Raw genomic sequence first — 22,341 nt, 5'->3', positions numbered from 1 at the left:
TTCGCAAAGGAATGTAGTGGTAGTGTAGCGATGACTTTAGGCGATCTTGCATGGGATCGCCTGGCCACGCAAAGAACTGCACCTTCGGGTGCAAATGGGATGGTAAGGAGTTAATTGTGAAAAAGTGGTTATTAGCTGCAGGTCTCGGTTTAGCGATGGCAACGTCCGCACAGGCTGCTGACAAAATTGCAATCGTCAACATGGGTAGCCTGTTCCAACAGGTTGCACAGAAGACGGGTGTTTCTACTACGCTGGAAAATGAGTTCAAAGGCCGCGCCAGTGAACTGCAGCGTATGGAATCCGACCTGCAATCTAAAATGCAGCGTCTGCAATCAATGAAAGCAGGCAGCGACCGTACCAAGCTGGAAAAAGACGTAATGGCTCAGCGCCAGACTTTCTCTCAGAAAGCGCAGGCTTTCGAGCAGGATCGTCAACGTCGTTCTAACGAAGAACGTGGCAAGCTGGTTAATCGTATCCAGACAGCTGTGAAATCTGTTGCGAGCAGCCAGAGCATCGATCTGGTTGTTGACGCGAACACCGTTGCATACAACAGCAGCGATGTAAAAGACATCACCGCTGACGTACTGAAACAGGTTAAATAAGTAATGCCTTCAATTCGACTGGCTGATTTAGCAGAGCAGTTGGATGCAGAATTACACGGTGATGGCGATATCGCCATCACCGGCGTAGCGTCCATGCAATCTGCGCAAACTGGCAATATCACGTTCATGGTGAATCCAAAGTACCGTGAGCACCTGAGTGCATGCCAGGCTTCTGCCGTTGTGATGACGCAGGACGATCTTCCGTTTGCTAAGAGTGCTGCATTGGTAGTGAAGAATCCCTACCTGACCTATGCACGAATGGCGCAAATTTTAGATACCACGCCTCAGCCTGCGCAAAATATTGCACCCAGTGCAGTGATCGATGCAACGGCGAAGTTGGGTAACAATGTTTCTGTGGGCGCGAATGCGGTCATTGAGTCTGGCGTAGAACTGGGCGATAACGTGATCATCGGCGCGGGTTGCTTCGTTGGAAAAAACACAAAAATCGGCGCAGGTTCACGCTTGTGGGCGAATGTGACGATTTACCACGACATTCAGATCGGTGAGAATTGCCTGATCCAGTCCAGCACTGTTGTCGGATCCGACGGATTTGGTTATGCAAACGATCGCGGTAACTGGGTGAAGATCCCACAACTGGGTCGCGTGATTATTGGCGATCGTGTTGAGATTGGCGCATGTACCACGATTGACCGTGGTGCGCTGGACGATACCGTGATCGGTAATGGTGTTATCATTGATAACCAGTGCCAGATTGCGCATAACGTCGTGATTGGCGACAATACGGCTGTAGCCGGTGGCGTCATTATGGCGGGTAGCCTGAAGATTGGCCGTTACTGCATGATTGGCGGAGCCAGCGTGATTAATGGGCATATGGAAATATGCGACAAAGTCACGGTAACTGGCATGGGTATGGTGATGCGTCCTATCACAGAACCTGGCGTCTACTCCTCAGGCATTCCGCTACAACCCAACAAGGTATGGCGTAAAACAGCTGCACTGGTGATGAACATTGATGATATGAGCAAGCGCCTCAAAGCGATTGAGCGCAAGGTTAATCAACAAGACTAATACATCGTTTTACGCATGTCTGACTTTACGGCCTGTCACATTCCTGGGATTGCGGCAGGCCGTGTTATTATTGCCTTTTAGTATATTTAGACAGGAAGAGTATTTTGACTACTAACACTCATACTCTGCATATTGAAGAGATTTTAGAACTTCTGCCGCACCGTTTTCCGTTTTTACTGGTAGACCGCGTGCTGGATTTTGAAGAAGGTCGTTTTCTGCGCGCAGTGAAAAATGTATCCGTTAACGAGCCTTTCTTTCAGGGCCACTTCCCGGGTAAACCGATTTTTCCTGGTGTGTTGATTCTGGAAGCGATGGCGCAGGCCACGGGTATTCTGGCGTTTAAAAGCGTAGGAAAACTGGAGCCAGGCGAACTGTATTATTTCGCAGGTATTGATGAAGCACGCTTTAAGCGTCCTGTCGTGCCAGGCGATCAGATGATCATGGAAGTGACTTTCGAGAAAACGCGCCGCGGCCTGACCCGTTTCAAAGGGGTTGCGCTGGTCGACGGTAAAGTTGTGTGCGAAGCAACGATGATGTGTGCCCGTAGCCGGGAGGCCTGATACGTGATTGATAAATCCGCCTTTATTCACCCAACTGCCATTGTCGAAGACGGCGCCAGCATTGGCGCTAATGCTCACATTGGCCCATTTTGTATTGTTGGACCCCATGTTGAAATTGGTGAGGGTACCGTACTGAAGTCTCACGTTGTCGTGAATGGCCATACAAAAATTGGTCGCGATAACGAGATTTATCAGTTTGCCTCCATTGGTGAAGTGAACCAGGACCTGAAATATGCTGGTGAACCGACCCGTGTGGAAATTGGCGATCGCAACCGCATTCGCGAAAGCGTCACCATTCATCGTGGCACAGTGCAAGGCGGTGGGTTGACGAAGGTGGGCAGCGATAACTTACTGATGATTAACGCACACGTTGCGCATGATTGTTCGGTCGGTAACCGCTGCATTCTGGCGAATAACGCGACACTTGCCGGACATGTATCGCTGGATGATTTTGTTATCATCGGCGGCATGACCGCGGTGCATCAGTTCTGCATTATTGGTGCACACGTGATGGTGGGGGGCTGCTCTGGCGTAGCCCAGGACGTCCCGCCGTACGTTATCGCCCAGGGCAACCACGCAACGCCATTTGGCGTTAACATCGAAGGTCTGAAACGCCGTGGATTCACCCGTGAAGCGATTACCGCGATCCGCAACGCCTATAAAGCGCTGTACCGCAGCGGTAAAACGCTTGAGGAAGTGAAACCGGAAATCGCCGAACTGGCGAAGCAGTACCCCGATGTTCAGGCTTTTAGTGATTTCTTTGAACGCTCAACGCGTGGTCTGATTCGTTAATGACTGAGCAGCGTCCTTTAACGATTGCCCTTGTCGCCGGAGAAACCTCCGGCGATATTCTTGGTGCCGGTTTAATTCGTGCACTCAAGTCTCGTGTTCCCAATGCGCGTTTTGTTGGCGTTGCGGGTCCATTGATGCAGGCGGAAGGCTGTGAAGCCTGGTACGAAATGGAAGAACTGGCAGTAATGGGCATTGTAGAAGTGCTCGGGCGCCTGCGCCGTTTACTGCATATCCGTGCCGATCTTACTCGCCGATTCACCGACCTTAAGCCGGATGTTTTCGTCGGGATTGATGCGCCTGATTTCAACATTACCCTTGAAGGTAATCTGAAATCGCAGGGTATTAAAACCATTCATTATGTCAGCCCCTCTGTATGGGCCTGGCGACAGAAACGCGTTTTCAAAATAGGCAGATCCACCAATATGGTGCTGGCCTTTCTGCCTTTCGAAAAAGCGTTTTATGACAAATTTAACGTCCCGTGTCGCTTTATCGGTCACACCATGGCGGACGCCATGCCACTGGACCCGGATAAAAACGCGGCGCGTGATGTGTTAGGCATTCCTCATGATGCTCACTGCCTGGCGCTTTTGCCTGGGAGTCGTGGTGCAGAAGTGGAAATGCTCAGCGCCGATTTCCTGAAAACGGCGCAGCTATTACGTCAGCATTATCCGGATCTCGAAGTCGTCGTGCCGTTGGTCAATGCCAAACGGCGCGAGCAATTTGAACGTATCAAGGCTGAGGTTGCCCCGGAACTTTCCGTGCATATGCTCAACGGAATGGGACGTGAAGCAATGGTCGCCAGTGATGCTGCGCTGTTGGCCTCTGGCACGGCTGCACTGGAATGTATGCTGGCGAAATGCCCAATGGTTGTCGGCTATCGTATGAAACCTTTCACTTTCTGGTTGGCAAAACGTCTGGTGAAGACCGATTACGTATCGCTGCCTAACCTGCTGGCGGGAAGAGAACTCGTCAAAGAGCTGTTGCAGGATGAATGTGAACCGCAGGCGCTAGCGCACGCGTTGCTGCCTTTGCTGGCGAACGGTAAAACCAGCCATGCGATGCACGACACGTTCCGCGAATTGCACCAGCAGATCCGTTGCAATGCGGATGAGCAGGCAGCGGATGCAGTTCTGGAGTTAGCACAATGATTGAATTTGTTTATCCACATACGCATTTGGTGGCGGGTGTGGATGAAGTTGGGCGTGGTCCATTGGTTGGCGCGGTAGTGACTGCCGCTGTTATCCTTGACCCGGCACGTCCGATAGTGGGTCTTAACGACTCCAAAAAATTGTCGGAAAAGCGTCGACTGGCGCTTTTTGATGAAATCAAAGATAAAGCGTTAAGCTGGAGCCTGGGTCGTGCGGAACCGCATGAAATCGACGAATTGAACATTCTGCACGCCACGATGCTGGCAATGCAGCGTGCGGTTGCAGGTTTGCATATTGCGCCGGAGTACGTCCTGATCGATGGAAACCGTTGCCCGACATTGCCGGTACCGTCGATGGCGGTGGTAAAAGGTGACAGCCGCGTTGCGGAAATCAGCGCAGCGTCCATCCTGGCGAAAGTGACGCGCGATGCTGAAATGGCCGAGCTGGATAAGGTTTTCCCGCAGTATGGTTTTGCTCAGCACAAAGGTTATCCAACCGCTTTTCATCTGGCTGCGCTCTCTGAGCATGGTGCAATTGAGTACCATCGTCGCAGTTTTGCTCCTGTCAAACGCGCACTGGGACTCACGTCCTGATTCTTGTGTTAAAGGAATCTGAAGATGTCTGAACCTCGTTTCGTCCACCTGCGGGTGCACAGCGACTATTCCATGATCGATGGGCTGGCGAAAACCGGGCCGCTGGTGAAAAAGGCGGCCGCGTTGGGCATGCCTGCGCTGGCGATCACCGATTTTACCAACCTGTGTGGTCTGGTGAAGTTTTACGGAGCGGGTCATGGCGCAGGTATTAAGCCGATTGTTGGCGCAGATTTTCATGTCCGTAGCGAACTATTGGGTGATGAACTCACGCAACTGACGGTACTGGCGGCTAATAATACGGGCTACCAGAACCTGACATTGTTGATATCAAAAGCCTATCAGCGCGGCTATGGCGCAGAAGGGCCGGTTATCGACAGAGACTGGCTGATAGAGCTAAAAGAAGGGTTAATCTTGCTTTCCGGCGGCCGTATGGGGGACGTCGGACGCAGCCTGTTGCGTGGGAACAGCGCACTGGTCGATGAGTGCGTGGCGTTTTATGAAGAGCATTTCCCTGATTGCTACTTCCTTGAGCTGATCCGTACCGGTCGCCAGGATGAAGAAAATTACCTGCATGCTGCAGTAGCGCTGGCCGAAACACGCGGCCTGCCGGTGGTCGCGACCAACGATGTTCGCTTCCTTGAAACCGGTGACTTTGACGCACACGAAATTCGCGTGGCGATCCACGACGGTTTTACGCTTGATGATCCCAAACGCCCTCGCAACTACTCGCCGCAGCAGTATATGCGCAGCGAAGAGGAGATGTGCGAGCTGTTCTCCGATATCCCGGAAGCGCTGGAAAACACCGTCGAGATTGCCAAACGTTGTAACGTGACGGTGCGCCTGGGCGAATACTTCTTGCCGCAGTTCCCGACAGGCGATATGACCACCGAGGATTTCCTCGTCGCGAAATCGCGTGAGGGCCTGGAAGAACGTCTGGAATTTTTGTTCCCCGATCCTGAAGTCCGTGCGCAGAAGCGCCCGCCTTATGATGAACGTCTGGAAGTTGAACTTAAAGTTATCAACCAGATGGGTTTCCCGGGCTACTTCCTGATCGTAATGGAGTTTATCCAGTGGTCGAAAGATAACGGTGTACCGGTAGGCCCAGGACGTGGTTCTGGTGCGGGCTCGCTGGTGGCTTACGCGTTAAAAATTACCGACCTTGATCCGCTGGAATTTGACCTGCTGTTCGAACGCTTCCTGAACCCGGAACGTGTCTCGATGCCTGATTTTGACGTTGACTTCTGTATGGAGAAACGCGACCAGGTCATTGAACACGTCGCGGAAATGTATGGGCGCGATGCGGTTTCGCAGATTATTACCTTCGGTACCATGGCGGCGAAAGCGGTTATCCGCGACGTGGGTCGAGTACTGGGGCACCCATACGGGTTTGTGGACCGTATCTCAAAACTGGTACCGCCCGATCCGGGTATGACGCTGGCTAAAGCCTTTGAGGCTGAACCTCAACTGCCGGAAATCTATGAGGCAGATGAAGAGGTTAGGGCGCTTATTGATATGGCGCGCAAGCTGGAAGGTGTCACGCGTAACGCGGGTAAACACGCCGGTGGTGTCGTTATCGCCCCGACAAAAATTACTGATTTTGCACCGCTGTACTGTGATGAGCAGGGGCTGCACCCGGTTACCCAGTTTGATAAGAACGACGTGGAATACGCCGGCCTGGTGAAGTTCGACTTCCTCGGCCTGCGCACGCTCACCATCATCAACTGGGCGCTGGAGATGATCAACGCGCGGCGTGAGAAGAACGGCGAACCGCCGCTGGATATCGCCGCTATCCCGCTGGACGACAAGAAAAGTTTTGACATGCTGCAACGCTCGGAGACGACAGCCGTCTTCCAGCTTGAATCCCGCGGTATGAAAGATCTTATCAAGCGACTGCAGCCTGACTGCTTCGAAGATATGATAGCCCTGGTGGCACTGTTCCGCCCCGGTCCGCTACAGTCGGGGATGGTAGATAACTTTATTGACCGTAAGCACGGGCGTGAAGAGATCTCTTACCCGGATGTGCAGTGGCAACATGAATGCCTGAAACCGGTACTGGAGCCAACCTACGGCATTATCCTGTATCAGGAACAGGTCATGCAGATTGCCCAGGAACTGTCTGGGTATACCCTTGGTGGCGCGGACATGCTGCGTCGTGCGATGGGTAAGAAAAAGCCAGAGGAGATGGCCAAACAGCGCGGCACCTTTGAAGAAGGGGCGAAGAAGCGCGGTGTAGACGGCGAGCTGGCGATGAAAATCTTTGACCTGGTGGAGAAATTCGCCGGTTATGGATTTAACAAATCGCACTCCGCTGCCTATGCGTTGGTCTCTTACCAGACGCTGTGGCTGAAAGCGCATTACCCCGCTGAGTTTATGGCGGCGGTGATGACGGCCGATATGGATAACACCGAGAAAGTGGTGGGATTAGTGGATGAATGCTGGCGTATGGGGCTGAAAATCCTGCCGCCAGATATCAACTCCGGATTGTACCATTTTCACGTTAACGATGATGGCGAGATTGTCTACGGTATCGGCGCGATAAAAGGCGTGGGTGAGGGGCCAATTGAAGCTATCATTGAGGCGCGTAATAAAGGCGGTTACTTCCGCGAGCTGTTTGATCTCTGTGCCCGTACGGATATCAAAAAGCTCAATCGCCGGGTGCTGGAAAAGCTGATTATGTCCGGGGCGTTTGACCGCCTGGGGCCGCATCGCGCAGCACTGATGAACTCACTGAACGATGCGCTTAAAGCCGCCGATCAACATGCGAAAGCGGAAGCTATCGGTCAGGCCGATATGTTTGGCGTACTGGCGGAAGAACCGGAACAAATCGAGCAATCCTATGCCAGCTGCCAGCCGTGGCCGGAACAGGTGGTACTGGACGGTGAGCGTGAAACGTTAGGGCTTTACCTGACGGGACACCCTATCAACCAGTATTTAAAAGAAATTGAGCGCTATGTCGGAGGCTACAGGCTGAAAGACATGCATCCGACAGAACGTGGTAAAGTTACTACGGCTGCGGGGCTCGTCATTGCTGCGCGGGTAATGGTCACCAAGCGCGGCAATCGTATCGGCATCTGTACACTGGATGACCGTTCCGGGCGTCTGGAAGTGATGTTATTTACCGATGCCCTGGATAAATACCAGCAATTGCTGGAAAAAGACCGCATACTTATCGTCAGCGGACAGGTCAGCTTTGATGACTTCAGCGGTGGGCTTAAAATGATGGCCCGTGAAGTCATGGATATTGACGAAGCCCGGGAAAAATATGCTCGCGGGCTTGCTATCTCGCTGACGGACAGGCAAATTGATGACCAGCTTTTAAACCGACTCCGTCAGTCTCTGGAACCCCACCGCTCGGGGACAATTCCAGTACATCTCTACTATCAGAGGGCGGATGCACGAGCACGATTGCGTTTTGGCGCAACGTGGCGTGTCTCTCCGAGCGATCGTTTGTTAAACGATCTCCGTGGCCTTATTGGTTCGGAGCAGGTGGAACTGGAGTTTGACTAATACAGGAATACTATGAGTCTGAATTTCCTTGATTTTGAACAGCCGATTGCAGAGCTGGAAGCAAAAATCGATTCTCTGACTGCGGTTAGCCGTCAGGATGAGAAACTGGATATTAACATCGATGAAGAAGTGCATCGTCTGCGTGAAAAGAGCGTAGAACTGACGCGCAAAATCTTCGCCGATCTTGGCGCATGGCAGGTAGCCCAGTTGGCCCGCCATCCACAGCGTCCATACACCCTGGATTATGTCCGCCTGGCGTTTGATGAATTTGATGAGCTGGCGGGCGATCGTGCCTATGCGGATGACAAGGCCATTGTCGGCGGCATCGCGCGTCTGGATGGCCGTCCGGTGATGATCATCGGTCATCAGAAAGGCCGTGAGACCAAAGAGAAAATTCGTCGTAACTTCGGCATGCCAGCGCCGGAAGGCTATCGTAAAGCGTTGCGTCTGATGGAAATGGCTGAGCGTTTCAATATGCCGATCATCACTTTCATCGACACCCCAGGGGCTTACCCGGGTGTGGGCGCGGAAGAACGTGGCCAGTCTGAAGCGATTGCGCGTAATCTGCGTGAGATGTCACGTCTGAGCGTGCCGGTCATCTGCACTGTTATCGGTGAAGGTGGTTCCGGTGGTGCACTGGCAATCGGTGTGGGTGATAAAGTGAATATGCTGCAATACAGCACCTATTCCGTTATCTCCCCGGAAGGTTGTGCTTCTATTCTGTGGAAAAGCGCAGATAAAGCCCCGCTCGCTGCAGAAGCGATGGGGATTATCGCACCGCGTCTGAAAGAGCTGAAACTTATCGACTCTATCATCCCTGAGCCGCTGGGTGGCGCACACCGCAACCCGGAAGTGATGGCGGCATCACTGAAAGCACAGTTGTTGGCCGATCTTGCCGATCTTGACGTGTTAAGCAAAGATGATTTGAAAAACCGTCGTTATCAGCGTCTGATGAGCTACGGCTACGCCTAAACTGCATTTATTCTGAAAAGGGCCACAACGTTGTGGCCCTTTTTTTTTACCTGCGGTTTGACCAGGCTATGATTAACTAAGGTTTTTCCAGGAGGAACGCATGAATATCATTGCCATCATGGGACCGCATGGCGTCTTTTACAAAGATGAGCCCATCAAGGAGCTTGAACGTGCGCTACAGCAGCAGGGATTTCAGATAATCTGGCCGCAGAATAGCAACGACCTGCTGAAATTTATTGAGCACAACCCGCGTATTTGTGGCGTCATTTTTGACTGGGATGAATACAGCCTGGATTTGTGTAGCGACATCAACCAGCTTAACGAATACCTCCCACTTTACGCCTTTATTAATACCCATTCGACGATGGATGTCAGCGCACACGATCTGCGCATGGCGCTGTGGTTCTTTGAGTACGCATTGGGTCAGTCTGACGATATTGCCACGCGTATTCGCCAGTACACCAATGAATACCTCGACAACATAACGCCACCTTTTACCAAAGCACTGTTTACCTACGTGAAAGAGGGAAAGTACACTTTTTGTACCCCAGGGCATATGGCGGGAACGGCATACCAGAAAAGCCCGGTCGGTTGCCTGTTCTATGATTTCTTTGGCGGCAATACGCTTAAGGCTGATGTCTCCATTTCGGTGACTGAGCTGGGATCGCTGCTCGACCATACCGGTCCGCACCTCGAAGCGGAGGAGTACATTGCACGCACGTTTGGTGCCGAGCAAAGCTATATGGTCACTAATGGCACTTCGACATCGAATAAAATTGTCGGTATGTATGCCGCCCCTTCGGGAAGTACGTTACTGATTGACCGCAACTGTCATAAGTCTCTGGCGCATTTGCTGATGATGAGCGATGTCGTGCCCGTATGGCTCAAGCCGACGCGTAATGCGCTGGGTATCCTTGGTGGTATACCTAAGAGTGAATTTACCCGGGAGAGTATCGAGCGCAAGGTCGCAGAGACGGTACAGGCGCAATGGCCGGTGCATGCGGTAATTACTAACTCCACTTACGACGGGTTGCTCTACAACACTAACTGGATCAAGCAAACGCTGGATGTGCCTTCTATTCATTTTGATTCGGCCTGGGTGCCGTATACCCATTTTCATCCGATCTATCAGGGGAAAAGTGGTATGAGCGGCGAGCGGGTGCCGGGAAAGGTGATTTTTGAAACTCAGTCCACCCACAAGATGCTGGCTGCGCTGTCGCAGGCTTCGCTGATTCATATTAAAGGCGATTATGACGAAGAGACGTTCAACGAAGCCTTTATGATGCACACCTCCACCTCACCGAGTTACCCGATTGTCGCTTCGATCGAGACGGCGGCAGCGATGCTGCGTGGAAACTCAGGTAAGCGATTAATCAATCGCTCCGTTGAGCGGGCATTACACTTTCGTAAAGAAGTACAGCGACTGCGTGAAGAATCTGACGGCTGGTTCTTTGATATCTGGCAGCCCGAAAAAGTGGATGAAGCAGAGTGCTGGCCAGTAGCACCAGGTGAAGACTGGCATGGGTTTGTTGATGCTGATGCCGACCATATGTACCTCGACCCGGTGAAAGTGACCATTCTGACGCCAGGGATGGATGAGCAGGGAAATATGAGCGAAGAGGGTATCCCCGCTGCACTGGTGGCGAAATTCCTTGATGAACGCGGTGTCGTCGTGGAGAAAACGGGCCCATATAATCTGTTGTTCCTGTTCAGTATCGGCATTGATAAAACCCGGGCGATGGGTCTCCTGCGTGGACTAACGGAATTTAAACGTTCGTACGATCTGAATTTACGCGTTAAAAATATGCTGCCGGATCTGTATGCTGAGGATCCCGATTTTTATCGCACTATGCGCATTCAGGATCTGGCACAGGGAATCCATCGATTGATCCGCCAACACGATCTCTCCGGGTTGATGCTGCGGGCATTCGATACGTTGCCGGAAATGAAAATGACGCCTCATCAGGCCTGGCAGCGGCAAATTAAAGGTGACGTCGAGACAGTCACTCTTGATCAACTGGTAGGGCGTGTTTCCGCCAATATGATCTTGCCTTATCCTCCAGGTGTCCCGCTGCTGATGCCCGGAGAAATGATCACAGAAAAAAGCCGGTCAGTACTCGATTTCCTGCTGATGCTGTGCTCGGTGGGGCAGCGCTACCCTGGATTTGAAACTGACATTCATGGGGCTAAGTTGGGTGAGGACGGCGTGTATCGTGTCAGAGTCCTGAAAATGGCATAACGACTTGCCGGAACCCGTTGCGCACGAGTAACGTGCTGAGAGTAAAATTAAAGAGGCGAAGAACATGCTGGGGTTAAAACAGGTTCACCATATTGCCATTATTGCGACGGACTACAGGGCCAGTAAGGCATTTTACTGTGATGTATTAGGCTTCACGTTAATGAGTGAAGCCTACCGGGAAGAACGTGACTCCTGGAAAGGCGATCTGGCGCTGAACGGCCAGTACGTGATTGAGCTTTTTTCTTTTCCTTTCCCACCCTGTCGCCCCAGTAGACCGGAAGCCTGCGGTTTACGTCATCTGGCGTTTAGCGTCGAGGATGTGGAAAAGTCGATTGATCATCTTGAAGCCCATCATGTGAAATGTGAGCCAGTGCGCATCGATCCCTTTACCGGTAAACGCTTTACGTTTTTTAACGATCCAGACGGATTACCACTTGAACTGTACGAGCTGTAAGGCTTGTCATTGTAGCGTTAGCCCGGTAACGTGCCGGGCAATGCTATTGTAAGCAATCATCATGACGACACTTACGCTGAATACTTCACTTCTGAACACTAACGCGATCCTCGTTGCCTTTAGCGGCGGCCTCGACTCTACCGTGCTGTTGCACCAACTGGTGCTGTGGCGAATTCAGCACCCGGAGGTCTCTCTACGGGCCATCCACATTCATCACGGATTAAGCCCGCACGCAAACAGTTGGGTACAGCACTGTGAGTCTGTATGTGCGCAGTGGCAGGTGCCGCTGGTGGTTGAGCGGGTTCATTTGCAGGATGATGGGTTGGGCATCGAGGCGCAGGCCCGACGAGCGCGCTATCAGGCCTTTGCGCAGACGCTGCTGCCTGGAGAGGTGCTGATGACCGCTCAGCATCTGGACGATCAATGTGAGACATTTTTGTTAGCGCTTAAGCGTGGCAGTGGTCCTGCAGGGCTTTCGGCCATGGGCGAAAGTTCGCCTTTTAGCGGTACTCAACTCATTCGACCGCTGTTGATGCAAACGCGTGATGCGCTTGAACAGTGGGCGCGCCGGCATGAATTACGCTGGATTGAAGATGAAAGTAATCAGGATGACGCCTACGATCGCAACTTCTTACGTCTGCGTATTATCCCGCACCTGCAACAGCGGTGGCCGCACTTTGCGCAAGCCACGGCTCGCAGTGCCGCGCTGTGCGCTGAGCAGGAGAGCTTACTGGATGAACTGCTGGCCAGCGATTTAGCCAACTGCGTTACGGCGCAGGGTGCACTCTTGCTCGGGCCATTAATGACGATGAGTACCGTACGGCGTGCTGCGCTGCTTCGTCGCTGGCTGGCAGGATTAAATGCACCGATGCCTTCCCGTGATGCGTTAGAACGTATCTGGCAGGAAGTCGCGTTGGCACGCGAGGACGCATCGCCCTGTTTTCGCCTTGGTGAGTATGACGTCCGCCGTTATCAGTCGCAGCTGTGGTGGGTGAGGTCGGTTGACGGGCAAAGTGAAACCGTTATCCCGTGGCAATCCTGGAAAACGCCGTTGGCGCTACCTGCAGGGTTGGGCGAGATACAGCTTATCGCTACGGGTGAGCTTCGCAGGCCACACGTTGACGAAGCCGTTAGTATTCGCTTTAAAGCGCCTGGGTTATTGCATATTGTCGGGCGCAACGGTGGGCGTAAGCTTAAAAAAATCTGGCAGGAACAGGGTATTCCTCCCTGGCGGCGAGACACCACGCCGTTACTGTTTTACGGTGACACGCTGATTGCGGCAGCAGGGGTTTTCGTGACGCATGAAGGGCTGGCAAAAGGTGAAGAAGGAGTGAGTCTGGTGTGGCGTGCCTGATGGGGCTGCGCTTATCAGGCCTACGTATCGTATGGAAAGTAGGCCTGATAAGGTGCAAGAAAGGTTAAGATTCGCTGACCACCACGGTACCGATTTGCGGGTGGCTGAAGCTGGCAATTTTGTCGAGGCGAAGCTCACGGGTTTCACCCGAGACATCGGCGACCAGATATTCCACATTTTTGCGTGAAACCAGGTCATTTGCTTTCGCCTGTAGAACTTCGCCATCTTTGAGCGCCAACGTCAGTAACAAATGGTGCTGGCAGGCGAGTTCAAGATTGTCGTAATCATCACAGTTGATGGGTTGATACGTTTCATTCATTGACATAATCGCTCACCAGTAAGTTCGCGGCAGCATAGGCTGCCTTTTCCCTGACCGACTCTGAAAGGGCGCTGTCTGCCGCCACTTCATTAAGTACCTTCAATACGCAACCCAGCGCATCCGGGACATACCCTAAGTCTCCGCTGGCGATTTCCGCGTACCGCTTGCGTATTAACTCACAATATTTTTCCACATGCCCTCCTGTCAGCACTCTGACTTAACCGTGGATGCAAGTCTAAGCCTACGAAGATAAACTCTGTTTAGCAAGGTGACTATACCATACTCATTCAAGCAATATCAGCGCCTTGATAGACGGTACCTTCGTTAGCGGTTAGCAGCCTTTTGCCGCAGTTTTCGCTACAATGGACGCCTGATTCAAAAGGAGTTCTCCCATGGCGCTTAAAGCGACAATCTATAAAGCCGTCGTCAATGTAGCGGATCTCGACCGCAACCAGTTTCTTGACGCGACATTGACGCTGGCGCGTCACCCTTCAGAAACCCAGGAACGCATGATGTTGCGTCTGTTGGCATGGATTAAATATGCTGACGAGCGGCTGCAATTCACGCGGGGTTTAAGCGCTGAAGACGAACCCGAAGCATGGTTGCGCAACGACCACCTGGGCATTGATCTCTGGATTGAACTCGGCTTGCCGGATGAGCGTCGCATTAAGAAGGCGTGTACTCAGTCTGCTGAAGTCGCTTTGTTTGCCTATAACAGCCGCGCAGCGCAAATCTGGTGGCAGCAGAATCAGACCCGATGCGCGCAGTTTGCCAATTTATCTGTGTGGTATCTGGATGATGAACAATTGGCGCAATTGAGCGAGTTCGCAGGGCGCACCATGGCGCTGCAGGCAACCATTCAGGACGGTGCTATCTGGTTGTCCGACTCTCAGAACAATCTGGAAATCCATCTGGCTGCGTGGCAGCAGCGTTGATGGTTATTATCTCCCGAAATGTCTCTATCCCTGATAACGAGCTGGAAATCACCGCTATTCGGGCACAGGGTGCAGGTGGACAGCACGTTAACAAGACCTCAACGGCTATTCATTTGCGCTTTGACATTCGGGCCTCCAGCCTGCCAGAGTATTACAAGGAACGCCTGTTGGCTGCCAGTCATCATCTGATCAGCGGCGAGGGTGTCATTATTATTAAGGCTCAGGAATATCGTAGCCAGGAGTTGAACCGGGAAGCGGCAATATCCCGGCTGGTGGCGGTGATTAAAGAATTAACCGCAGTGCAGAAAAGTAGGCAGGCAACGCGCCCGACACGCGCTTCAAAAGAGCGCAGATTGTCATCGAAGGCGCAAAAGTCCACTGTGAAGGCACTGCGCGGGAAAGTTCGTCGCCCACAGGACTGACGAATGGGAATACAATATTGAGAAGGAATCTGTGGTGAAAACAGCAATACTGTCATTAGCAGCTGTATTTACACTCTTTGCCTTGATCGGCTGTAACAATCGCTCTGAAGTTGATGTTCTGCAACCGACACAAGCGGCAGAATTAAAACCGATGCAGCAAAGCTGGCGTGGCATCTTGCCTTGTGCGGACTGCGAAGGGATTGAAACCTCTTTGTTCCTGGAAAAAGATGGAACATGGGTAATGAACGAACGCTATCAGGGCGTACGTGATGAACCTTCTTCGTTTGCTTCATATGGCTCGTGGGCGCGTACGGCTGACAAGCTGGTGTTGACGGACAGCAAAGGTGAAAAGTCTTACTACCGGGCAAAAGGCGAGGCACTGGAAATGCTCGATCGTGAAGGCAATCCAATTGAGTCACAGCTCAACTACACCTTGCAGCCGGTTTCTGCCAGTCTCCCCGTGACGCCAATGCCGATGCGGGGAATGTACTTCTACATGGCGGATGCCGCTACCTTCACCGACTGTGCAACGGGTAAAAGAGTCGCCGTTGCCAACAACGCACAGCTGGAGCGTGATTATTTGAGCGCACGTGGTGCTACGGATAAACCGGTTTTGTTGACAGTAGAAGGTCATTTCACCCTGGAGCCAAACCCGGATACCGGGGCGATGGTGAAAACGCTGGCCACCGACAAAAATGCGAAGTTTGTGCCAGGTAAGGATTGCAGCAACTAATAAAAAGGCCTCGCATAATGCGAGGCCTTTTTATTTGCCGGATGGCGCTTTGCTCATCCAGCCTGCAGTACGTGTTTTGAGTTGGTCCGGTAAGCGAATTGCCACCGGACAATCCTACAAAACGCACATTGTTGGTATCTGATTAGCCCTTAATCGCTTTCACCAGATAGTCGACAATGTCGCTGGTTTTAATCAGCTGTTTCTCGCCGTTACGACGATATTTGTATTCAATATCATCGTTATCGAGGTTACGGTCACCGAGCACGATGGTGTGCGGAACACCGATCAGTTCCATATCGGCAAACATCACGCCCGGACGTTCTTTACGATCGTCCATCAGCACTTCGATACCCTGTGCACGCAGTTCTGCGTACAGCTTCTCAGCCAGTTCCTGCACACGGTAGGATTTGTGCATGTTCATTGGCAGAATCGCGACCTGGAACGGTGCGATAGCATCCGGCCATACAATGCCACGATCGTCAAAGTTCTGCTCAATAGCGGCAGCAACAACGCGAGTTACCCCGATACCGTAGCAGCCCATGGTCAGAATCTGATTACGGCCATCTTCACCCTGAACGGCAGCTTTCATTGCTTCAGAATACTTGGTACCCAGTTGGAAGATGTGGCCCACTTCGATACCACGTTTAATCAGCAGTGTACCTTTGCCATCCGGACTTGGGTCGCCTGCGACCACATTACGGATATCTGCCACTTCTGGCGTTGCAACATCACGATCCCAGTTAATACCAAAATAGTGTTTACCATCGATGTTTGCACCGGCAGCGAAATCGCTCATTACCGCAACGGTACGATCGATAACCACCGGGATCGGCATGTTAACCGGACCAAGGGAACCCGGACCTGCTTTCACGACGGCACGGATTTCTTCTTCAGTAGCAAAAGTCAGCGGGCTGGCAACCTGCGGCAGTTTTTCTGCTTTAACTTCGTTCAGTTCGTGATCGCCGCGAACCAGCAGAGCAACCAGCGGGTAGCTGCTGCCTTCAACCGCTTTCACCAGCAGGGTTTTAACGGTTTTTTCAATTGGCAGATTAAACTGCTCAACCAGTTCCGCGATAGTTTTCGCATTCGGTGTATCAACCAGCGTCATTTCCTGAGTGGCGGCTGCGCGGGGTTCTTTCGGCGCAACGGCTTCAGCAAATTCGATGTTGGCAGCAAAATCGGAGCTGTCGGAGAATACCACGTCATCTTCGCCGCTCTGTGCCAGAACCTGGAATTCGTGAGAAGCGCTACCGCCGATAGAGCCGGTATCGGCCTGTACTGCGCGGAAATCCAGGCCCATACGGCTAAAGATTTTGCTGTACGCGGCATACATCGCGTCGTAAGTTTCCTGCAGAGATTCCTGAGAAGTATGGAAAGAGTACGCATCTTTCATCAGGAATTCGCGGGAACGCATCACGCCGAATCGTGGGCGAACTTCGTCACGGAATTTCGTCTGGATCTGATAGAAGTTCAGCGGCAGTTGTTTGTAAGAGCTCAGCTCATTACGGATCAGGTCGGTGATGACTTCTTCATGCGTTGGGCCGAGTACGAATGAACGATCGCCACGGTCTGCGATACGCAGCAGTTCCGGGCCGTACTGTTCCCAACGACCGCTCTCTTCCCACAGTTCAGAAGGCTGAACGACCGGCATCAACACCTCGATCGCACCGGCGTTATTCATTTCTTCACGCACGATGTTTTCGACTTTTTTCAGGACGCGCACGCCGGTCGGCAGCCAGGTGTATAACCCGGAGGCCAGCTTGCGGATCATCCCGGCGCGCAGCATCAGCTGGTGGCTGATGACTTCGGCGTCGGCAGGTGTCTCCTTCAGAGTGGAGAGCAGATATTGGCTAGTACGCATGTTGTTACGGTTCCAGTTGAACGATCGAACAGGCTGGATGCCAGCCTGACACAAAAAAAGTGGTTTAGTTTACCAGCGAGAAAGGGATGTCAAAAGAGAAGGGCACGAAATTAGCGGGGTTCAAGCGCAAAGACTTCAAAACCTTCTTCCGTTACGCGCCAGCGCACGTTGAAATCGTGTAGCCAGACGGCATACGCTTTGCCTGTCTCTTCACCTTTACGATACGCAGGACGTGGGTCCTGTGCCAGTACTTCGCCGATAAATGTTTTCAGCGATGGATAACGTTTTTCCAGCGTCAGAAGCTGTTGTTCAACCTCTGTAGTGAAACTTACCGCCATTTCGGCAACCGGCGCATGCTGCGCGTAGCTGGCTGTGGCGTCAGGCAGTGCTTCTGCAAATGGCAGATAAGGTTTGATGTCGATCACCGGCGTTCCGTCGACCAGGTCCAGACTACCCAGTTTCAGAATGACGCTCTCTTTGTGGCAGACAATTTCTTTTAACTCAACCAGCGACATCCCGACAGGGTTGGGACGAAAGGTTGAACGCGTGGCAAAGACTCCCATTCTGGCGTTACCGCCCAGACGGGGTGGGCGCACGGTTGGACGCCATCCACCTTCCATTGTCTGATGAAAAACAAAAATCACCCACAAATGACTGAATGCTTCCAGGCCGCGAACAGCATCGGCCTGGTTATAGGGCGCGAGCAAATGCAGTTCGCCGTTGGCACTTTTCACCAGACCCGGCTGGCGTGGCACAGCGAACTTTTCTTTATAAGGAGAGCGGATAACGCCTATTTGCTCGAACTGAAAATGACTCATTTAGACGAAATGTTCAGGGCAGAACCGATGCAGACTGCCTGACGATAGCAACCCGGTGTCCCGCTGGTGACTTCGCAGCTGTGCAGCAATACCGCATTGGCTTTCATTTTGGATGCGTTTATCTGCATGCGTTTGCGTGCGGTTGGAATACTCGGAGGGGAATCCTGGTTTGATGCCTGGCAGGACTCTCCGCTCACTTCGCCAAGATCGCGGAATGGTTTACCGACCAGATCTTCTGCGTTGGTGATAATTCTGACCGGCGTCGCGCGCGGTGCTTTTGGTTTTTCCGGCTCCGCTTTTGGCGGGGTAGCGGTGCTTTGAACGGGTTCAACAGGGGATCTGCTTAACATAGAACAGCCGCTCAGCATGAGTGCTACTAAACAGATCGGTAAAGCACGCATAATATTTCCTCAATGAATGATCTAAACGTCAGATATTGAATCAGGTGCTTGCATAAATGACAAGACGGGCAAGCGCCCGTCCTGATGATATTACAGATTGTGAAAACAGCCTAAAATTACCAGCCTTTAACAGCACCGCCGTTGAAGACTTTGTTTGCCGCTTCGTAAACTTCGTCTGACTGGTATGCTTCAACGAATTTCTTCACGTTCTCAGCATCTTTATTGTCTTCACGCGTCACGATCAGGTTTACGTATGGGGAATCTTTATCTTCAACAAAGATACCGTCTTTTGCCGGAGTCAGGCCGATCTGGCTGGCATAGGTGGTGTTGATGACTGCCAGTGCGATTTGCGCGTCGTCCAGTGAGCGTGGCAGCTGCGGCGCTTCCAGTTCAACCAGCTTCAGGTTTTTCGGGTTTTCAATCACGTCCAGCGCGGTTGGCAGCAGGCCAACGCCATCTTTCAGTTTAATCAAACCGACTTTCTGCAGCAGCAGCAGGGAACGGCCGAGGTTAGTCGGGTCGTTTGGAATAGCGACCTGAGAGCCATCCTGCAGTTCATCCAGTGATTTGATTTTTTTGGAGTAGCCTGCAATCGGATAAACAAAGGTATTGCCTACGGCAACCAGTTTGTAACCACGATCTTTGATCTGCTGATCCAGGTACGGTTTGTGCTGGAAGGCGTTAGCATCGATATCGCCTTTGCTTAGCGCTTCATTGGGCAGGACATAATCGTTGAACGTTACCAGTTCAACATCCAGACCGTATTTTTCTTTAGCCACTTTCTGTGCGACTTCAGCAACCTGCTGCTCTGCGCCAACGATAACACCCACTTTGATGTGGTTAGGATCTTTTTCATCCTGGCCACAACCCACAAGTGCCAGAGAACCGATCAGGGCTCCAACTGCCGCAAAGGTTTTGAATTTGAACGCCATGCTTATTTCCTTTTCCTAATGAGTTTTTAGTGTTGTGTGTAACGTTATTTGTGCGTGACTGCCCGGACGATGCGATCGCCGGATAACTGAATTAAATAAACCAGAACGACGAGCAATACCAGTACTGTATTCATTACGGTAGCGTTATACCCAATGTAGCCATACTGATAGCCAATCTGGCCAAGACCGCCTGCACCGACAGCACCGCCCATCGCCGAGTAACCAACCAGCGTGATGAGAGTGATGGTGGCCGCATTGACCAGTCCTGGCAGCGCTTCTGGTAGTAATACCTTACGTACAATCTGCAACGGCGTAGCGCCCATCGCACGCGAGGCCTCAATCAGCCCGGTCGGGATTTCCAGCAGGGCGTTTTCCACCATACGAGCAATAAATGGCGCGGCGCCGACGGTTAGCGGGACGATAGCGGCCTGCAGCCCGATAGATGTGCCAACAATCATGCGGGTGAACGGAATCATCCACACCAACAAAATAATGAACGGGATGGAACGGAAAATGTTAACCAGCGCAGAAAGCGTGCGGTACAACTTCGCGTTCTCAATGATTTGCCCTGGACGCGTCACGTACAGCAGTACGCCCACGGGCAGGCCAATCACAAAGCCAAAAAAACCGGACACAAAGGTCATTGCCAGCGTTTCCCATACGCCGCGAACCAGCAGCCAAATCATCGGCTCAGACATAACCCAGTACCTCTACTTTTACGTGGTGTTCCTGCAACCAGCTAATGGCTGCTTGTGTATCTTCTTGTGTACCGTGCATTTCAGTCAGCATGATGCCGAACTTCACGCCGCCGGCGTAATCCATCTGCGCGCTGATAATGTTGTTATTCACATTAAAGCGGCGGGCCGTTTCCGAGAGTAATGGGGCATCAACAGAGTGACCGGTGAACTCCATGCGCAGCATGGGCACGCTGTCGGCTTGCGGCTCAGCTTTTAAACGTTCCTGATAATCTTCCGGAATATCCAGGTGCAGCGTGGACTGGATAAACTTCTGCGCCAGCGGGGTTTTGGGGTGTGAGAACACCTCACTGACGGTGTCCTGCTCAATCAGTTCACCATTGCTGATGACTGCGACGCAGTCACAGATACGTTTTACAACGTCCATCTCATGAGTAATCAGCAGAATGGTGAGACCCAGGCGACGGTTAATATCTTTCAGTAATTCGAGAATCGAGCGGGTCGTGGCTGGGTCGAGGGCGCTGGTGGCTTCATCGCACAGCAGTACTTTAGGATTACTTGCCAGAGCACGGGCAATCGCTACACGTTGCTTCTGGCCACCGGAAAGGTTAGCCGGGTAGCTGTCGTGCTTGTCGCCAAGGCCAACCAAATCCAGGAGTTCCGTCACTCGACGTTTAATCTCTTCCTTTGGCGTGTTATCCAGCTCCAGCGGAAGCGCAACGTTGCCAAAAACAGTACGGGAGGAGAGCAGGTTAAAGTGCTGGAAAATCATGCCAATTTGACGGCGCGCTTTAGTCAGCTCTGACTCTGAAAGCGTCGTCAGCTCCTGACCGCCGACCTGAACGCTACCTTCAGTTGGGCGCTCGAGCAGGTTTACGCAGCGAATGAGTGTGCTTTTACCGGCACCGGAGGCACCAATAACGCCATAAATCTGTCCGGCAGGAACATGCAGGCTGACATTGTTTAGTGCCTGAATGGTGCGAGTCCCCTGCTGGAACACTTTGGTGATATTCAAAAGTTTAATCATTGGTTATTTATTATCGTAATTAAGTTAGCCGTGGCATTTTCGTCTGTCTGGTACGGTCGACGCCGTCAACAAGATGGATGTTAAGGCATCCAGACGTCTAAATCAATCGGGCTTTGCACGATGAGCACTTTCTTGCCCGCCGAAACATGCGATACTAGAGCAACATGCCTTATTCAGGAGCTATAAAAGGTGGCAAAGTCTGTACCCGCAATTTTTCTCGACCGTGACGGCACTATTAATGTGGACCACGGTTACGTCCATGAGATCGACGAGTTCGAATTTATCGACGGTGTCATTGATGCTATGCGTGAACTTAAAAAGATGGGTTATGCGCTGATTGTCGTGACGAACCAGTCTGGTATTGCCCGTGGCAAATTTACCGAGGCACAATTCGAAACGTTGACTGAATGGATGGACTGGTCATTGGCCGATCGCGATGTTGATCTGGATGGTATCTATTATTGTCCTCATCATCCACAGGGCACAGTCGAAGAGTACCGCCAGGTCTGCGACTGCCGTAAACCACATCCAGGCATGTTTATTTCAGCGCGAGACTTTCTGCACATCGATATGGCTGCTTCTTATATGGTGGGCGACAAAATAGAAGATATGCAGGCGGCGACAGCTGCAAATGTAGGAACGAAGGTATTAGTGCGCACAGGCAAGCCAGTCACTCCGGAAGCAGAAAATGCGGCAGATTTAGTGCTAAATAGTCTGGCGGACCTGCCAATGGCGATAAAAAAGCAGCAAAAGTAAGCGTTATGGATAAAAGGTGAGCGGTTGAAACAAAAATGCATTTTTCCGCTTGTCTTCCTGAGTCGACTCCCTATAATGCGCCTCCATCGACACGGCGGATGTGAATCACTTCACACAAACAGCCGGTCCGGTTGAAGAGAAAAATCCTGAAATTCAGGGTTGACTCTGAAAGAGGAAAGCGTAATATACGCC

At 52.0% G+C, this 22,341-nt stretch carries 23 protein-coding genes; 15 read left to right on the top strand and 8 right to left on the bottom strand.

The window, feature by feature from the left end; all coding sequences use genetic code 11:
* The first annotated feature begins 116 nt into the window (after positions 1–116).
* The 11 genes from skp (at position 117) to tilS (ending at position 13,250) form a co-directional block, all read left to right on the top strand.
* Positions 117–602, top strand: a complete 486-nt coding sequence (gene skp / locus NNN64_RS16010) for a molecular chaperone Skp (RefSeq protein ID WP_005132103.1) — start codon at positions 117–119, stop codon at positions 600–602.
* A 3-nt stretch (positions 603–605) separates the two neighbouring features.
* Positions 606–1,631, top strand: a complete 1,026-nt coding sequence (gene lpxD / locus NNN64_RS16005; RefSeq protein WP_271441997.1) for a UDP-3-O-(3-hydroxymyristoyl)glucosamine N-acyltransferase — start codon at positions 606–608, stop codon at positions 1,629–1,631.
* 104 nt (positions 1,632–1,735) lie between these two features.
* Positions 1,736–2,191 (top strand): 3-hydroxyacyl-ACP dehydratase FabZ, encoded by a 456-nt coding sequence (gene fabZ / locus NNN64_RS16000; protein WP_003018528.1) that lies wholly within the window; start codon positions 1,736–1,738, stop codon positions 2,189–2,191.
* A gap of 3 nt (positions 2,192–2,194) precedes the next feature.
* The gene (gene lpxA, locus NNN64_RS15995) at positions 2,195–2,983 is read left to right on the top strand and encodes an acyl-ACP--UDP-N-acetylglucosamine O-acyltransferase (protein ID WP_271441996.1); all 789 of its coding nucleotides are present in this window, start codon (positions 2,195–2,197) and stop codon (positions 2,981–2,983) included.
* On the top strand, positions 2,983–4,131 hold the full coding sequence (gene lpxB / locus NNN64_RS15990) for a lipid-A-disaccharide synthase (protein WP_271441995.1): 1,149 nt from the start codon (positions 2,983–2,985) through the stop codon (positions 4,129–4,131). Before lpxA ends, lpxB begins: the two co-directional genes overlap by 1 nt.
* Positions 4,128–4,724 carry a ribonuclease HII gene (gene rnhB, locus NNN64_RS15985; RefSeq protein WP_271441994.1) on the top strand — a complete coding sequence of 199 codons (597 nt, stop codon included), beginning with the start codon at positions 4,128–4,130 and terminating at the stop codon, positions 4,722–4,724. The genes lpxB and rnhB overlap by 4 nt, the downstream gene beginning before the upstream one ends.
* Positions 4,725–4,748: 24 nt before the next feature.
* Positions 4,749–8,231, top strand: coding sequence for a DNA polymerase III subunit alpha (dnaE, locus tag NNN64_RS15980; RefSeq protein WP_271441993.1), 3,483 nt, complete (start codon positions 4,749–4,751; stop codon positions 8,229–8,231).
* Between the two features lie 12 nt (positions 8,232–8,243).
* Positions 8,244–9,203: an acetyl-CoA carboxylase carboxyl transferase subunit alpha gene (gene accA, locus NNN64_RS15975; RefSeq protein WP_003018513.1), complete on the top strand. Its 960-nt coding sequence runs from the start codon at positions 8,244–8,246 to the stop codon at positions 9,201–9,203.
* Between the two features lie 100 nt (positions 9,204–9,303).
* Positions 9,304–11,442, top strand: coding sequence for a lysine decarboxylase LdcC (ldcC, locus tag NNN64_RS15970; RefSeq protein WP_271441992.1), 2,139 nt, complete (start codon positions 9,304–9,306; stop codon positions 11,440–11,442).
* A gap of 64 nt (positions 11,443–11,506) precedes the next feature.
* The gene (locus NNN64_RS15965) at positions 11,507–11,896 is read left to right on the top strand and encodes a VOC family protein (protein ID WP_271441991.1); all 390 of its coding nucleotides are present in this window, start codon (positions 11,507–11,509) and stop codon (positions 11,894–11,896) included.
* A 61-nt stretch (positions 11,897–11,957) separates the two neighbouring features.
* Complete coding sequence (gene tilS / locus NNN64_RS15960; protein WP_271441990.1) at positions 11,958–13,250, top strand: tRNA lysidine(34) synthetase TilS; 1,293 nt, start codon at positions 11,958–11,960, stop codon at positions 13,248–13,250.
* Positions 13,251–13,314: 64 nt separating this feature from the next.
* On the opposite strand, the gene rof is transcribed toward tilS, so the two are convergent.
* Together rof and NNN64_RS15950 are read right to left on the bottom strand one after the other, a co-directional pair.
* Positions 13,315–13,575 carry a Rho-binding antiterminator gene (gene rof, locus NNN64_RS15955; protein WP_048212636.1) on the bottom strand — a complete coding sequence of 87 codons (261 nt, stop codon included), beginning with the start codon at positions 13,573–13,575 and terminating at the stop codon, positions 13,315–13,317.
* On the bottom strand, positions 13,562–13,762 hold the full coding sequence (locus tag NNN64_RS15950) for a YaeP family protein (protein WP_005132083.1): 201 nt from the start codon (positions 13,760–13,762) through the stop codon (positions 13,562–13,564). Before NNN64_RS15950 ends, rof begins: the two co-directional genes overlap by 14 nt.
* A gap of 199 nt (positions 13,763–13,961) precedes the next feature.
* On the opposite strand from NNN64_RS15950, the gene NNN64_RS15945 reads away from it, so the two are divergent.
* The 3 genes from NNN64_RS15945 to nlpE are packed head-to-tail and all read left to right on the top strand — an operon-like array spanning position 13,962 to position 15,659.
* Complete coding sequence (locus NNN64_RS15945; RefSeq protein WP_271441989.1) at positions 13,962–14,504, top strand: YaeQ family protein; 543 nt, start codon at positions 13,962–13,964, stop codon at positions 14,502–14,504.
* Positions 14,504–14,926, top strand: a complete 423-nt coding sequence (gene arfB / locus NNN64_RS15940) for an alternative ribosome rescue aminoacyl-tRNA hydrolase ArfB (protein ID WP_271441988.1) — start codon at positions 14,504–14,506, stop codon at positions 14,924–14,926. The genes NNN64_RS15945 and arfB overlap by 1 nt, the downstream gene beginning before the upstream one ends.
* Positions 14,927–14,957: 31 nt before the next feature.
* Positions 14,958–15,659 (top strand): envelope stress response activation lipoprotein NlpE, encoded by a 702-nt coding sequence (gene nlpE / locus NNN64_RS15935; protein ID WP_271441987.1) that lies wholly within the window; start codon positions 14,958–14,960, stop codon positions 15,657–15,659.
* A gap of 142 nt (positions 15,660–15,801) precedes the next feature.
* Here nlpE and proS read toward each other — a convergent pair whose 3' ends face one another.
* The 6 genes from proS to metN form a co-directional block, all read right to left on the bottom strand.
* Complete coding sequence (proS, locus tag NNN64_RS15930; protein ID WP_271441986.1) at positions 15,802–17,520, bottom strand: proline--tRNA ligase; 1,719 nt, start codon at positions 17,518–17,520, stop codon at positions 15,802–15,804.
* Positions 17,521–17,630: 110 nt separating this feature from the next.
* A complete protein-coding gene (gene tsaA, locus NNN64_RS15925; protein ID WP_271441985.1) occupies positions 17,631–18,338 on the bottom strand; it encodes a tRNA (N6-threonylcarbamoyladenosine(37)-N6)-methyltransferase TrmO in 708 nt (235 codons plus the stop codon).
* A complete protein-coding gene (gene rcsF / locus NNN64_RS15920; RefSeq protein ID WP_040230040.1) occupies positions 18,335–18,739 on the bottom strand; it encodes an Rcs stress response system protein RcsF in 405 nt (134 codons plus the stop codon). The genes tsaA and rcsF overlap by 4 nt, the downstream gene beginning before the upstream one ends.
* Before the next feature lie 116 nt (positions 18,740–18,855).
* Positions 18,856–19,671: a methionine ABC transporter substrate-binding lipoprotein MetQ gene (metQ, locus tag NNN64_RS15915; protein WP_003829145.1), complete on the bottom strand. Its 816-nt coding sequence runs from the start codon at positions 19,669–19,671 to the stop codon at positions 18,856–18,858.
* A gap of 44 nt (positions 19,672–19,715) precedes the next feature.
* Positions 19,716–20,369 (bottom strand): methionine ABC transporter permease MetI, encoded by a 654-nt coding sequence (locus NNN64_RS15910; RefSeq protein ID WP_005132073.1) that lies wholly within the window; start codon positions 20,367–20,369, stop codon positions 19,716–19,718.
* The gene (metN, locus tag NNN64_RS15905; RefSeq protein WP_271441984.1) at positions 20,362–21,393 is read right to left on the bottom strand and encodes a methionine ABC transporter ATP-binding protein MetN; all 1,032 of its coding nucleotides are present in this window, start codon (positions 21,391–21,393) and stop codon (positions 20,362–20,364) included. The genes NNN64_RS15910 and metN overlap by 8 nt, the downstream gene beginning before the upstream one ends.
* A 189-nt stretch (positions 21,394–21,582) precedes the next feature.
* Here metN and gmhB point away from each other — a divergent pair, with 189 nt between their 5' ends.
* Complete coding sequence (gene gmhB, locus NNN64_RS15900; RefSeq protein ID WP_048212629.1) at positions 21,583–22,149, top strand: D-glycero-beta-D-manno-heptose 1,7-bisphosphate 7-phosphatase; 567 nt, start codon at positions 21,583–21,585, stop codon at positions 22,147–22,149.
* The last annotated feature ends 192 nt before the right edge of the window (positions 22,150–22,341 follow it).

The organism is Citrobacter sp. Igbk 14, assembly GCF_028069825.1.
GTDB lineage: Bacteria > Pseudomonadota > Gammaproteobacteria > Enterobacterales > Enterobacteriaceae > Citrobacter.
This window is presented reverse-complemented; position numbering and strand designations above follow the sequence as displayed.

Coding starts and splice junctions, on each gene's coding strand:
- ldcC (WP_271441992.1), top strand. CDS start 9,304: ATGAATATCATTGCCATCATGGGACCGCATGGCGTCTTTTACAAAGAT.
- NNN64_RS15965 (WP_271441991.1), top strand. CDS start 11,507: ATGCTGGGGTTAAAACAGGTTCACCATATTGCCATTATTGCGACGGAC.
- tilS (WP_271441990.1), top strand. CDS start 11,958: ATGACGACACTTACGCTGAATACTTCACTTCTGAACACTAACGCGATC.
- arfB (WP_271441988.1), top strand. CDS start 14,504: ATGGTTATTATCTCCCGAAATGTCTCTATCCCTGATAACGAGCTGGAA.
- lpxD (WP_271441997.1), top strand. CDS start 606: ATGCCTTCAATTCGACTGGCTGATTTAGCAGAGCAGTTGGATGCAGAA.
- dnaE (WP_271441993.1), top strand. CDS start 4,749: ATGTCTGAACCTCGTTTCGTCCACCTGCGGGTGCACAGCGACTATTCC.
- NNN64_RS15910 (WP_005132073.1), bottom strand. CDS start 20,369: ATGTCTGAGCCGATGATTTGGCTGCTGGTTCGCGGCGTATGGGAAACG.
- lpxB (WP_271441995.1), top strand. CDS start 2,983: ATGACTGAGCAGCGTCCTTTAACGATTGCCCTTGTCGCCGGAGAAACC.
- accA (WP_003018513.1), top strand. CDS start 8,244: ATGAGTCTGAATTTCCTTGATTTTGAACAGCCGATTGCAGAGCTGGAA.
- rcsF (WP_040230040.1), bottom strand. CDS start 18,739: ATGCGTGCTTTACCGATCTGTTTAGTAGCACTCATGCTGAGCGGCTGT.
- rnhB (WP_271441994.1), top strand. CDS start 4,128: ATGATTGAATTTGTTTATCCACATACGCATTTGGTGGCGGGTGTGGAT.
- tsaA (WP_271441985.1), bottom strand. CDS start 18,338: ATGAGTCATTTTCAGTTCGAGCAAATAGGCGTTATCCGCTCTCCTTAT.
- metQ (WP_003829145.1), bottom strand. CDS start 19,671: ATGGCGTTCAAATTCAAAACCTTTGCGGCAGTTGGAGCCCTGATCGGT.
- NNN64_RS15945 (WP_271441989.1), top strand. CDS start 13,962: ATGGCGCTTAAAGCGACAATCTATAAAGCCGTCGTCAATGTAGCGGAT.
- proS (WP_271441986.1), bottom strand. CDS start 17,520: ATGCGTACTAGCCAATATCTGCTCTCCACTCTGAAGGAGACACCTGCC.
- metN (WP_271441984.1), bottom strand. CDS start 21,393: ATGATTAAACTTTTGAATATCACCAAAGTGTTCCAGCAGGGGACTCGC.
- rof (WP_048212636.1), bottom strand. CDS start 13,575: ATGTCAATGAATGAAACGTATCAACCCATCAACTGTGATGATTACGAC.